Origin of the sequence: Aeromonas sp. 600527, from assembly GCF_049175415.1 — a bacterium.
In the GTDB taxonomy this organism is placed as follows: Bacteria; Pseudomonadota; Gammaproteobacteria; order Enterobacterales; family Aeromonadaceae; genus Aeromonas; species Aeromonas veronii_A.
Window position 1 is genome coordinate 511,787 of the sequence record NZ_JAAKVA010000002.1, and the last position, 12,648, is coordinate 524,434.

General features: G+C 61.1%; 9 protein-coding genes. 7 read left to right on the forward strand and 2 right to left on the reverse strand.

Annotated elements, in window-relative coordinates; translation table 11 throughout:
* Positions 1-8: 8 nt before the first annotated feature.
* From G5154_RS05725 to G5154_RS05750, 6 genes are all read left to right on the forward strand, one after another.
* Entirely contained in the window at positions 9-1,001 is a 993-nt protein-coding gene (locus G5154_RS05725) for an ABC transporter ATP-binding protein (protein ID WP_198505890.1), read from the forward strand.
* 114 nt (positions 1,002-1,115) lie between these two features.
* Complete coding sequence (locus G5154_RS05730) at positions 1,116-2,837, forward strand: glycoside hydrolase family 9 protein (protein WP_421250498.1); 1,722 nt, start codon at positions 1,116-1,118, stop codon at positions 2,835-2,837.
* The gene (locus G5154_RS05735) at positions 2,830-3,702 is read left to right on the forward strand and encodes a BadF/BadG/BcrA/BcrD ATPase family protein (protein ID WP_421250499.1); all 873 of its coding nucleotides are present in this window, start codon (positions 2,830-2,832) and stop codon (positions 3,700-3,702) included. Before G5154_RS05730 ends, G5154_RS05735 begins: the two co-directional genes overlap by 8 nt.
* A complete protein-coding gene (locus G5154_RS05740; RefSeq protein ID WP_421250500.1) occupies positions 3,687-5,552 on the forward strand; it encodes a beta-N-acetylhexosaminidase in 1,866 nt (621 codons plus the stop codon). Before G5154_RS05735 ends, G5154_RS05740 begins: the two co-directional genes overlap by 16 nt.
* Positions 5,553-5,764: 212 nt before the next feature.
* Positions 5,765-7,318 carry a methyl-accepting chemotaxis protein gene (locus G5154_RS05745; RefSeq protein ID WP_421250501.1) on the forward strand — a complete coding sequence of 518 codons (1,554 nt, stop codon included), beginning with the start codon at positions 5,765-5,767 and terminating at the stop codon, positions 7,316-7,318.
* Positions 7,319-7,387: 69 nt separating this feature from the next.
* A complete protein-coding gene (locus G5154_RS05750; protein WP_421221330.1) occupies positions 7,388-7,741 on the forward strand; it encodes an MGMT family protein in 354 nt (117 codons plus the stop codon).
* Positions 7,742-7,757: 16 nt separating this feature from the next.
* Here G5154_RS05750 and G5154_RS05755 read toward each other — a convergent pair whose 3' ends face one another.
* The gene (locus G5154_RS05755) at positions 7,758-7,922 is read right to left on the reverse strand and encodes a hypothetical protein (RefSeq protein WP_162851498.1); all 165 of its coding nucleotides are present in this window, start codon (positions 7,920-7,922) and stop codon (positions 7,758-7,760) included.
* Between the two features lie 109 nt (positions 7,923-8,031).
* The gene (topA, locus tag G5154_RS05760; protein WP_421250502.1) at positions 8,032-10,653 is read right to left on the reverse strand and encodes a type I DNA topoisomerase; all 2,622 of its coding nucleotides are present in this window, start codon (positions 10,651-10,653) and stop codon (positions 8,032-8,034) included.
* A 355-nt stretch (positions 10,654-11,008) separates the two neighbouring features.
* On the opposite strand from topA, the gene astB reads away from it, so the two are divergent.
* Positions 11,009-12,346 (forward strand): N-succinylarginine dihydrolase, encoded by a 1,338-nt coding sequence (astB, locus tag G5154_RS05765; protein WP_421245203.1) that lies wholly within the window; start codon positions 11,009-11,011, stop codon positions 12,344-12,346.
* Positions 12,347-12,648: the final 302 nt, after the last annotated feature.

The following is a 12,648-nucleotide window of genomic DNA, read 5'->3' on the forward strand; positions in this document are numbered from 1 at the left end:
TGTCTGTCATGCAAATCGCCAAAACCGATGCACCCATCATCGAAGTCCAGCACCTCTACAAGGACTTCCCCATCAACTCCAATGCCATCAAGAGTGGCAAGATGCGGGCCCTCTCCGACATCACCTTCAACCTGCACCGGGGCCGCGCCCTGGCTGTGGTGGGAGAGTCCGGCTCCGGCAAAAGCACCATCGCCAAGATCATCGCCAAGATGTACAAGCTCAGTGCCGGGCGCATTCTCTATCGCGGCCACGATCTGGAAGAGTTCAACAAGGGCACCGCCCTGCTGGATTATCGCCAGAGCGTGCAGATGGTGTGGCAAGATCCGTTCGGTTCGCTCAACCCGACCCACACCATCTACCACCACATCGCCCGCCCCCTGCTGCTGCACAGCAAGGTGATCGACAAGAGAGATCTACCCGACATGGTCTACGCCCTGCTGGAGAAGGTCGGCCTTACTCCCGCCAAGGCGACCGCGGCCAAATATCCGCATCAGCTCTCCGGCGGCCAGCGCCAGCGGGTCAACATCGCCCGCAATCTGGCGGTGGAGGCGGAAGTGGTATTGGCGGACGAACCCACCTCCATGCTCGACGTCTCCATTCGCATCGGCATCCTCAACCTGATGGAGCAGATGAAGGATGAGCTTGGCGTCTCCATGCTCTACATCACCCACGACATCGCCACCGCTCGCTACGTGGCGGAAGATCTGGCGGTCATGTATGTGGGCCACATGGTGGAGTGGGGCGAGGTGGACGAGATCCTGCACCACCCGCAGCACCCCTATACCCAGCTGCTCATCTCGGCGGTGCCCGACCCCGAGAAGAGCATCCACGCCGAGCTTGAGGGTGGCCGCAAGGGAGAGATCCCGCTCTGGACGCCGGAATCCTGCGGTTGCCCCTTTGCCGGGCGCTGCAATCAGGCGATGCCTCGCTGCAAGGAGAGTCTGCCTGCCATCACCAGGCTTGCCGACAACCACTTCGTGCGTTGCTACCTCTACGAGTGATAGTGAGCCTTAGACCGGCCGGACAGCGCAGTCCGGCCATGCCTCGATACGGGGCGGCCATAGCCCCGTGATGTGCCTCACCGCCCGGCGGTGAACCACAGGAGTAATACCTTGATGGAACTCTTGATCAATCAGGTGGGCTACGAGTGCGACGGGCACAAGGTCGCCCTGCTGCAAGCCTCCCCCGCCCATGATCTCGGCGGCTACGTCAGGCTGCAACGCCTCGATGATGGCCAGATCCTGTTTGAAACCCCGCTGCAAGCGGCTGGTAGCGTCCCCGGCTGGCAGGGGGGCGCTTACTGGCGCGCCGACTTCTCGGCCTTCAAGGAGCCCGGCCACTACCGGCTGGAGGCGATCACTGCCCAAGGCATTGTCCGCTCGACCCGCTTTGCCATCGGCCAGGATCTGCTGGCCAGCCGCTGCCTCTCCGATGTCATTCACTACTTCAAGGGGCAGCGCGCCAGCGGCATCTTTGATCGGGCCGACCGCAACGCCCGCCTGTTTGGCACCGACCAGCACAAAGATGTGCACGGCGGCTGGTTCGATGCCAGCGGCGACATGAGCAAATACCTGAGCCACCTCTCCTACGCCAACTACCTCAACCCCCAGCAGACCCCCATGGTAGTGTGGTCGCTGCTCAAGTGCCGGGAACTGCTGGCCCCGCGCCGCGATATCGATGGAGTGAACCTCTGCAAGCGGCTCAATGACGAAGCACTGCACGGCGCCGATTTTCTCTGCCGGATGCAGGATAAGTCGGGCTTCTTCTACATGACCCTGTTCGACAAGTGGAGCAAGGATCCCGCCCAGCGCGAGCTGTGCGCCTATGCCACCCAACAGGGGATCAAATCCGCCAACTGGCAGGCCGGTTTCCGCCAGGGGGGCGGCATGGCCATCGCCGCGCTGGCCCGCGCTGCCCGCGAGCACATCGGCGGTGACTTCGATACCAACCATTACGCCGAGGCGGCCAAACGCGGCTACCTGCATCTGCGTGAGCACAACCTTGCCTATCTGGACGATGGAGTCGAAAACATCATCGATGACTACTGCGCCCTGCTGGCAGCGGTGGAGCTGACCCGCACCTTCGGCGCCGAATGGCTGGCCGAGGCGAGAGTCCGTGCCAGCAAGCTCTGTGCCCGCCAGCGCCCTCATCCTGAGCTGGGTCACTACTGGTCGGCCAACGAGGATGGCTCGCGCCCTTACTACCACGCCGCCGAGGCAGGCCTGCCGGTGCTGGCGCTGCTGGAATATCTGGGCGTAGAGCCGGAGCAGGAGCACAAGGCCCGAGCACAAACCGTAGTGGAGCAGGCGCTGGCCGCCGAGCTGGCGCTGTGCGCCCGCGCGGGCAACCCCTTCTCCCTCGCCCGCCAATATGTCAAAGGGGTGGATGAAGCGCCGCGCGTCAGCTTCTTTATGCCCCACAACAACGAATCCGGTTACTGGTGGCAGGGGGAGAACGCCCGCCTCGCGTCTCTGGCGACCATGGCCTTTGCTGGCGCCCGCCACTTCCCCCGCCAGAGCCAGCCGCTCATCACTTATGGCCAGCGCCAGCTCGACTGGATCCTCGGGCAGAACCCCTTCAACGCCTGCATGCTGGCGGGCCACGGCATCAACAACCCCACCTATACCGCAGGGTATCCCAATGCGCAGGGGGGCATCTGCAACGGCATCACCGCCGGGTTTGATGACGAAAACGACGTGGCCTTTATTCCGGAGGAGTACAAGGATCGGCTGGATCAGAACTGGCGCTGGGGCGAGCAGTGGATCCCCCACGCTGCCTGGTTTGCTTTGGCTATCAGCTGGCAAAATGCGCAGGGAAATGGAGGTCGCCATGATTGAGTTCTGGGTAGGCGTCGATGGCGGGGGCACCCACACCCGCGCCCGCATTAGGGATCGGGCGGGCAAGCTGCTCGGAGAGGGGCGTTCAGCCGGCTCCAATCTGGAGCTGGGCATCCCCCATGCCCACGCCAATGTGCTGGCCGCCATCGCCAGCGCCCGCCTTGCCGCCGGGATCGCTATCGAGTGCGAACAACAGATGGGGGTCGGGCTGGCGCTCGCCTCCGCCGAGCTGGCCGACTGCTATCACGCCCTGCTCGAGATGCCCTTCCCCTTTGCCAGCGTCAGGCTCACCTCCGATGCCTTCGGTGCCTGCCTCGGCGCCTTTGGCGGCCGTGAGGGGGCCATTTTGATCGCAGGTACCGGCTCGGTGGGGCTGGTCTATCAGGAGGGGCAGATCCGCACCTGCTCCGGCCGCGGCTTCCCCATTTCAGACATAGGTAGCGGCGCCTGGCTGGGGCTGCGCGCCATCCAGCAATCCCTGCTCTGCCACGACGGCATTCTGCCCCCCAGCACCCTCGCCATCCGCCTGATGGACCGCTTCAAGCGGGATCAGGCCGAAGTGGTACGTTGGGCCATCCGCGCCATTCCGGCGGACTATGGCCACTTTGCCCCCTGGGTATTCGATGCCGCCAGCGATGGTGACGAGCTCGCCAATCAGCTGCTGGACGAAACTTGCGAACAACTGCGGATCCTGCTGGAGGGGATGACCCAGCTCGGAGCCAGACAGATCGCCCTGCTGGGGGGGATTGGCACCCGCCTCGCTCCCCGTCTCGGCCAGCTCAACCTGATCCCCCCCCAGGCAGATGCGCTCGATGGCGCCATCCTGTTTGCCCAATCAGAGGATTTTCCATGTCTACACCCCTGATCCACACCCAGGTAGCCCGGCGTGACGGCGAGGATGTCTGGTTCACCTTCACCCTCTCCCGCATGCCTGATACCAAGTGGAAGCTGCACTTCTGTCTGGCTCGCCATATCGACCCCGACTCCTTGCAAGGGGGCGAGCTGGAGCGCCAGAGCGGCAGCTACAAGGTGATTGTCCCAAAAACTGGCAGCTGCGAGCTGCGCTTTTGCTGCCGCCAGACCCCCATCAAGAAGCTCTCCGACATGCCGCAGGGCTTCTTTCTCAGCCTGCCGGAGGCCACCACGGGTGCCCAGCTGCTGCCGGTGACGCTGGCCGCTCAGGATCTCGGACTGGAGAACCCGCCGGTAACCCGCCCCGACCTGCCGGATGTCGAGCCTCTGCCCGGAATCGTGCCGCAACCGGCCCATCTGGTACTGCTGGAGGGGAACTTCCGGCTGGCCGAGCGGGCTCATGTCAGCGCTCCCCGTGATGTGCCGAAATTGCTGGCCCACTTCAACGAACTCACATCGCTGGCGCTGGAGCAGGATCACGATGCAGAAATCCGGCTGACCGAGGCCAAACTGGCACCCGAAGCCTACCAACTCACCATCACGCCGCAGGAGGTGGTGATTGCCGCCGCCGACGAAGCGGGCTGGCGCCACGGGCTGGTGACTTTGGCCCAGTGGTATCTGCAACATGGGGAGAGCCTGCCCTGCGTCACGCTGGAGGATGCCCCGCGCTTTGGCTTTCGCGGCATTTTTCTCGACTGCGCCCGCCACTTCCACACCCCAGCCACCATCAAGCGTCTGCTCAAACTGATGAGCCTCTACAAGTTCAACCGCTTCCACTGGCATCTGACCGATGACGAGGGGTGGCGACTCGAGATAAAGACCTTCCCGGAGCTGACCGATGTGGGTGCCTGGCGCGGCCACGATCTGGCGATCGGCCCCCAGCTCAGCGGCGGCGCCGAACCCTATGGCGGCTACTACACCCAGAGCGAGGTGAAGGAGCTGGTGAACTATGCCAGTGAGCTCGGCATCACCGTCATTCCCGAGATCGACATTCCGGGCCACTGCCATGCAGCCATCAAGGCGCTGCCCGAGTTGCTGATCGAAACGGCAGATCACTCCCGCTACCGCTCGGTCCAGCATTTCGATGACAACGTGCTCAACCCCGCCCTGCCCGGCACCTACCGCTTCCTGGAGGCTGTGCTGGACGAGGTGTGCGAACTCTTCCCCGGCCCGCAGATCCACATGGGGGGTGACGAGGTGCCGACCGGGGTCTGGACCGACAGCGCCGCCTGCCAGCAGCTGATGACCGAGCAGGGCTACGCCGACTGCCGCGAGCTGCAGGGCCATCTGCTGCGCCACTGCCAGCGCTATCTGGCAGCCAGAGGCAAACAGATGATCGGCTGGGAGGAGATCCTGCATGGCGACAAGGTGAGCCGCAAAGCGGCCATCTGTGCCTGGACCAGCTTTCAGGCGGGGCTGGATGCTGCCGCGGCCGGTTATCCGGTGGTGATGGCGCCCGCCCAGTTCCTCTATCTCGATCTCGCCTGGAGCGCCGATATTCATGAACCCGGCCTCTACTGGGCGGGTACCCTCAATCTGGAGCAGATCTACTCGTGTGACCCTGCCCCAGCCGATTTCCATGCCAACGATAACATCCTCGGGGTGCTGAGCCCCTTGTGGTCAGAATTGATCACCAGCCGTGATCGTCTCGACTACATGTTGTTCCCGCGTATGCTGGCCACGGCCGAGGTGGCCTGGAGCGCTCCCGCCCACAAGGGCTGGGAGCACTTCGCCGCCCGCCTGCCGGGTCAGCTGCAGATCCTCGATCAATTGCAGGTGCGCTACCGGATGCCACAGAGGTAATGTTGTCTCTACTTTGGCGGCCAATCGGCCGCCTTTTTTACGATTAGCCAACAAAACATCAACTTCCCCCTACCATTCATCCGCCATTATTGGCAAAATTCAGCCCCCTATGAAACTGGTCTGGCGCCTGCTGGCGCGAGCCTGCGGTCACCTCCAGATCTGCCACAATAACAACGACAATATTATCAACAAGAACATCGGAGCGTATTCCTATGGCCCGCAGAGATGTCCATACCCTGGATAGCGAAGTGGAGTTTCCTGCCGACGTACAACTGGTCTCCACCACTGACCTGCGCGGGGTGATCACCTACGCCAATCCGGCTTTTTGCACCATCGCCGGCTATAGCGCCGACGAGCTGGTCGGTCACAACCACAATCTGGTACGCCACCCCGACATGCCCAAGGCCGCCTTCGCCGATCTCTGGGCCCGCCTCAAGGAGGGCAAACCCTGGCGCGGCATCGTCAAAAATCGCTGCAAGGATGGTCGTTACTACTGGGTAGATGCCTACGTCACCCCCATCTACGAGGGGAACAGGATCAGCGGCTATCAATCGGTGCGCTGCAAGCCTGATCCCGAGCTGAAACGGGTGGCAACCCAAACTTACCAGGCCTTGCTCAGGATAGAGCAGGGAACCCGACCTTCGAGCCTCTCTCTTGCCCGCATCAAACTGCCCCTGTTCGCACTGTTGTTGCTTGCAAGCCTCGGATGGGCACTGTTGACCCAGGGGATAACCACGACACTGTTGATGCTATTGCCACTGTTGCTGGTGGCCTGCTGCTACGGGCCCGATCTGTTCTCGTTGCGCAACTTTCTAAGACAACTGATGCTCGACTACGACAGCCTGACCAGGCTGGTCTACTCCGGTGACAGCCCCGGCGCCATCGCCGATTTTCATATCAAGATGCTGCAAGCCCGCATCCGCACAGTGCTGGGCCGGATCAACGATGCCACCGATCCCCTACAAGCCCTGGCCGTCAATCTGAAGCAAGCCTCCCATCAGGCCTATCATGACATCACGGAACAGGATGCCCAGACCCGGCAAATGGCGACAGCCATGACCCAGATGGCCAGCACAGCCCACGAAATTGCTCGCAACATTCTGGACTCCAACAGCCAGGTGAGCGAGGCGCGCAGCCGCTGCCAGCAGACAGATCGGCAGTTGTCCCGCACCGAACAGCATATCGAGCAACTTGCCAGACAGGCAGAACTGGCCTTTAACTCGGCGGTGGAGCTCACCAGCGAGTCGGAGCGGATCGGCAGTGTGACGGGGGAGATCCAGGGTATCGCCGATCAAACCAACCTGCTGGCCCTCAACGCCGCCATTGAGGCGGCCCGGGCCGGTGAGCAGGGACGCGGCTTTGCGGTGGTGGCGGACGAAGTGCGAACCCTCTCCACCCGCACCCAGAAGGCAACCGAGCAGATCCAGGGCAGCATACAGCAGCTCCAGCAGACGCTGGGGCGCTGGCGCGGCATGATGCAGGAGAATCTGCAACAGACACGCGAGTGCGCTCAGATGACCCGGGAGGGATCGGCCAACCTCCATACCGTACTGGAGGAGATCGAGCTGGTGACTGCATTTTCTACCCAGATCGCCACCGCCGCCGAACAACAACAGACAGTGGTGGAGGAGATCAATCGCAACATTAGCCAGATCTCGGACTACTCCCGCGCCAACAGCGCCAAGATGCAGAAGGTTGATGACTCAAGCCGCGAACTGCTGGAGCGAGCCCAACAGCTAAAGGGGTTGAGTCAGACCTTCGGTTGAAGCAGGGTTGCCGGCCATGCCGAAGAAGCGCCACAATGGCGCTTCAATTTTTATACCGGAGCCATCACCATGCCAGCCTCCCTCTCGCCAGCTCTCGACAAGGGAGCGCGCATCGAGGCGATCATCGCCCTCATCCCTGCCGGCAAGGTGGCCAGTTACGGTCAGGTGGCCGATCTGGCCGGGCTGCCCGGACGGGCAAGACTGGTAGGCAAGGTGCTGCGGGAAACCGACAAGGTACTGCCGTGGCATCGGGTGCTGGGCGCAGCAGGCACCATCTCCTTACCAAAAGGGTCGGCTGGCTTCGACAGACAGGCGGGATTGCTGCAGGAAGAGGGCGTGCCCGTGATTGGTGGGCGGGTCAGAATGAAGGAGTGGCAATGGCAGCCCGACCTGGCCGAGCTGCTTTTTCTACTGCCGTTTTGAGGGGGGCACTGCCAGATCACTCCAGCGGTGCCAGGATCTCCTCACTGCGCACCTGCACCGGTATAGTCTCGTCCTCGCGCTGCAGCAGCACAAGCAGGCTCTGTCGGTCCACCTCCAGCACATAGGCAGCCCCTTCCCGGGTCATGCAGCTCATGCCCGGCCGGATCTCGTTAATCTCCATCTCAACCTCCTTGTCTACTTCGCGATTGACGACAGCTGCACTCCTTGCAGCTGTCTCAGTATACCCTTATCCATAAGCAAAGAGGCCCCTGGTCGGGGCCTCTTTGTCATCAGGCTTTCTTCGCCTTCGGCAAACTCTCTTGCCAGGTACCGTTGTCGTAGTGAGCGGTCCAACCGGTCGCCTTGCCGTTGACCTCGCTCATCACGTACTGCTCCTTGGTCTTTCGACTGAAGCGCACGATGGCGGGGTTGCCGTCCGGATCGGTGAGCGGGGCTCCCGCCAGATACTTGTGCTTGGCGGAGATGCGATCCTTGAAGCGCTTGAGCTCTTCCACCAGCGGCGCGCGAGTCTCGCGGGATTTGGGGAAGTTGCTGGCTGCCAGGAACAGACCGGCAGCACCGTCACGCAGCACGAAGTGAGCATCGGACTGGGTGCACTTGAGCTCCGGCAACGGTACCGGATCTTCTTTCGGCGGCGCGATGTCGCCGTTTTTCAGGATCTTGCGGGTGTTCTTGCAAGTCTCGTTGGTGCAGCCCATGTACTTGCCGAAACGACCGTTCTTGAGCTGCATCTCGCTGCCGCAGCGGTCGCACTCGATACTCGGCCCTTCGTAGCCCTTGAGCTTGAACTGGCCCTTCTCGATTTCGTAGCCATCGCAATCCGGGTTGCGACCACAGACGTGCAGCTTGCGGCTGTCATCGATGATGTAGGCATCCATCGCTGTGCCACAGACACCGCAGCGGTGCTTGGCACGCAGCGCCTCGGTTTCCGCCTCTTCGCCGTCAGTGGCGGAGACAAACTCATCGGCAGAGACCAGGTTGATGGTCTTCTTGCAGCGCTCTTTCGGCGGCAGTGCATAGCCGGAGCAGCCGAGGAAGACGCCGGTGGTGGCGGTACGAATACCCATCTTGCGGCCACAATCCGGGCAGTCGATGTCGGTCATCACCATCTGGTTGGCACGCATGCCGCCCTCTTCGGGCGCCTTGTAGGCCTTCTCCAGCTCCTGGGTAAACTCGGCGTAGAAGCTGTCCAGCACCTTCTTCCACTCCAGGCTCCCTTCAGCGATGCCATCGAGCTTGTCTTCCATCTTGGCGGTGAACTCGTAGTTCATCAGCTCGACGAAGTTCTCCACCAGACGATCGGTGACGATCTCACCCATCTTCTCGGCGAAGAAACGGCGGCTCTCGACCCGCACATAACCACGATCAACGATGGTGGAGATGATGGAGGCGTAGGTAGAGGGACGGCCGATGCCGCGTTTTTCCAGCTCGCGCACCAGCGCAGCTTCGGTAAAACGGGCAGGCGGCTTGGTAAAGTGCTGGCGCGGATCCAGCTTGACCAGTTTCAGCACCTCGCCCACGGTGACCGCAGGCAGCTGGCTATCTTCACCCTTGCGACCCATCGGCGGCAGCGCCTTGGTCCAACCGGCGAAGCGCAGGGTACGACCACGGGCCTTGAGCTCGAACTCACCCGCCTTGACGGTCAGGGTGGAAGAGTCGTACTGAGCGGGGGTCATCTGGCAGGCAACGAACTGACGCCAGATGAGATCGTACAGACGCATGGCATCCGGCTCCATCCCTTCCAGCATCTCGGCAGTCACCTGTACGTTGGAGGGACGGATCGCTTCGTGCGCTTCCTGGGCATTGGCCTTGGCGCCATACAGATTCGGCTCGGCTGGCAGATAGGCCGCGCCATACTGCTCGCCGATATATTCACGCACCGCTTCAACCGCCTCTTTGCTGAGGTTGGTGGAGTCGGTACGCATATAGGTGATGTAACCCGCTTCATAGAGACGCTGGGCCATCATCATGGTCTTCTTGACCCCGAAGCTCAGACGGGTAGAGGCAGCCTGCTGCAGGGTGGAGGTGATAAACGGCGCGGACGGCTTGGAGCCGGTCGGCTTGTCTTCCCGGTTAACGACCTTGTAGTCGACCCCTTCCAGGGCTGCGACAGCGGCAAAGGTCTCGGCCTGGGTCACCGGCTTGAAGTCAGCCCCGTTGCGGCTGACCACTTCCATCCGCAGATCGCTCTTGTCGGCAGTCAGCAGGTCGGCATTGAGATCCCAGAACTCGACCGGTACGAACGCCTTGATTTCGCGCTCTTTATCGACGATAAGACGCACCGCAACGGATTGCACTCGACCGGCGGAAAGACCGCGCGCCAGCTTCTTCCACAGCAGTGGAGAGACCATATAACCCACCACTCGGTCGAGGAAACGACGAGCCTGCTGGGCATTAACGCGGTCAATATTGAGTTCGGACGGCTGGGCGAACGCCTCCTTGATGGCGCTCTTGGTGATCTCGTTGAACACCACGCGCTTGTAGCGGCTGTCGTCGCCACCAATGATCTCGCGCAGGTGCCAGGCGATCGCCTCTCCTTCTCTATCCAAGTCGGTTGCGAGATAGATGGTGTCGGCTTTCTCGGCCAGACTTTGCAACTCGCTGACCACCTTCTCCTTGCCGGGCAAAATCTGGTAGTTAGCCTGCCAGCCAGCGGTCGGATTGATGCCCATCCGGGCAAACAGGGCCTTGCGATCCTTGGCTGCCTTTTCAGCTTCGCTCAACTTGATGCCGCGAATGACGGGTTTCTTGGGCTCGGTGCTGGCGCTGCCGCTGGTGGGCAGATCGCGAACATGACCAACGCTGGATTTCACCACGTAGTCCTTGCCCAGATATTTATTGATCGTCTTGGCCTTGGCCGGAGACTCCACTATGACCAGTGATTTGCCCATGCTGTAACTATTATCCTCATTGCACCCGACGGGGTTGGTGTGCGGTTTTGTGGGGCTGTATAAGAGATTTGGCGCGAAAAAGCAATCTTGTGAGCAAATTTGCCTGACCAGCCCGAACCACACGGCTTCTTTTATTGCTTCTTTATTTATTAATGCGAAGGCAACAGGCCGGACGCAACCGCTTTTTCAATTTTCTGCCATACCGCCCCTCTTTTTATATCTGAAACGACATAAAAACGTCTGCTGGTTACCGGCTTGTTACAAAAACATAAAATCTCTTTATAATGGCCCAACCCCGACGCATTGTGCGCGGAAGGAACCGCTACCCATCATAAAAATCGAAAGGATGTACTCAATGAAGCACTTCGAGGTCAATTTCGACGGTCTGGTCGGCCCGACTCATAACTATGCAGGCCTCTCCTACGGCAACGTTGCCTCCCAGAGCAATGCCCAGGAAGCCTCCAATCCGAAAGAGGCCGCCAAACAGGGGCTGCGCAAGATGAAGGCGCTGACCGAGCTTGGCATGACCCAGGGTGTACTGGCGCCACAAGAGCGCCCCGATCTTGCCACCCTGCGCCGCCTCGGCTTCACCGGCAACGATGCCCGGGTGCTGGAACAGGCCGCCAAACAGGCTCCCGCCGTACTGGCCGCCTGCTATTCGGCCTCCAGCATGTGGACCGCCAACGCCGCCACCGTCTCCCCGAGTGCCGATACCCGGGATGGCCGCATTCACTTCACACCCGCCAACCTGACCAACAAGTTTCACCGATCACTGGAGCCGGACGTCACTGGCCGTATCCTGCGCGCCGTGTTCAACAATGATCGCCACTTCAGCCACCACCTCCACCTGCCGGAAAATGATCACTTCGGTGACGAGGGGGCGGCCAACCACACCCGCCTCTGCCGCGCCTACGGCGAGGCGGGGGTCGAGCTGTTTGTCTATGGCCGCAGCGCCTTTGACTACTCCCGCCCGGCGCCGAAGCGCTATCCGGCCCGCCAGACTCTGGAGGCAAGCCAGGCCATCGCCCGCCTGCATGGCCTTGGCGAGGAGAGCGTGGTGTTTATTCAGCAAAACCCGGAGGTGATCGATCAGGGAGTGTTCCACAACGACGTGATCGCAGTGGGCAACCAGAATGTGCTCTTCTTCCACCAGCAAGCGTTCCTCAACACCGAAGCCGTGCTATCAGAGATCAGCGACAAGTTTGGCGAGGGGGATTTGCACTTTATCGAAGTGCCGACTGCCGAGGTATCCGTGCTGGATGCGGTGAAATCCTACCTGTTCAACACCCAGATCCTCACCCTGCCGAGCGGCGAGATGGCCATTATCGCCCCCACCGAGTGCCGCGATAATCCGGCGGTGTCGGCCTATCTTGGCAAGCTGCTGACGCAGGAGACTCCGATCAAGGCGGTCCACTATATGGATGTGAAACAGAGCATGCGTAATGGTGGCGGCCCGGCCTGCCTGCGACTGCGGGTTGCCATGAACGATCAGGAACTCGCTGCGGTCAATCCGGCCTGCCTTATCAACGACAGCCAGTTTGCCCGCCTCGATGGCTGGGTAGATCGCCACTACCGCGACCGCCTGACTCTCGATGACCTGCGTGATCCGACCCTGGTGCAGGAGTCTCGCAGCGCGCTGGACGAGCTGACCCAAATCCTGAAACTGGGTTCCGTCTACCCGTTCCAGCGCTAGATGTGATGATCGGGAAGACTACCGACACAGGCAGTCTTCTCTTATCTACCTCACCCCCTTGCACGGATGCTCTTTTGTGCAGAAAATCAGCATGCAACTTGCTGATAAGCTTGATTTTTGAGCTGGATGTATCAAAAAATCGACGAACAGTCATTTTTTGCTGCCAGAAACGCTTCAAGGGGTTCACAAAGAGCGAAGATCTGTTAGTATGCGCCTCGCACTTGGGGAGGGGTTCCCGAGCGGCCAAAGGGATCAGACTGTAAATCTGACGGCTCTGCCTTCGAAGGTTCGAATCCTTCTCC

Excerpts from the sequence above, each read along its gene's own strand:
- G5154_RS05725 (WP_198505890.1), top strand. The coding sequence starts at position 9 with ATGCAAATCGCCAAAACCGATGCACCCATCATCGAAGTCCAGCACCTC.
- topA (WP_421250502.1), bottom strand. The coding sequence starts at position 10,653 with ATGGGCAAATCACTGGTCATAGTGGAGTCTCCGGCCAAGGCCAAGACG.
- astB (WP_421245203.1), top strand. The coding sequence starts at position 11,009 with ATGAAGCACTTCGAGGTCAATTTCGACGGTCTGGTCGGCCCGACTCAT.
- G5154_RS05735 (WP_421250499.1), top strand. The coding sequence starts at position 2,830 with ATGATTGAGTTCTGGGTAGGCGTCGATGGCGGGGGCACCCACACCCGC.
- G5154_RS05750 (WP_421221330.1), top strand. The coding sequence starts at position 7,388 with ATGCCAGCCTCCCTCTCGCCAGCTCTCGACAAGGGAGCGCGCATCGAG.
- G5154_RS05755 (WP_162851498.1), bottom strand. The coding sequence starts at position 7,922 with ATGGAGATTAACGAGATCCGGCCGGGCATGAGCTGCATGACCCGGGAA.
- G5154_RS05730 (WP_421250498.1), top strand. The coding sequence starts at position 1,116 with ATGGAACTCTTGATCAATCAGGTGGGCTACGAGTGCGACGGGCACAAG.
- G5154_RS05745 (WP_421250501.1), top strand. The coding sequence starts at position 5,765 with ATGGCCCGCAGAGATGTCCATACCCTGGATAGCGAAGTGGAGTTTCCT.
- G5154_RS05740 (WP_421250500.1), top strand. The coding sequence starts at position 3,687 with ATGTCTACACCCCTGATCCACACCCAGGTAGCCCGGCGTGACGGCGAG.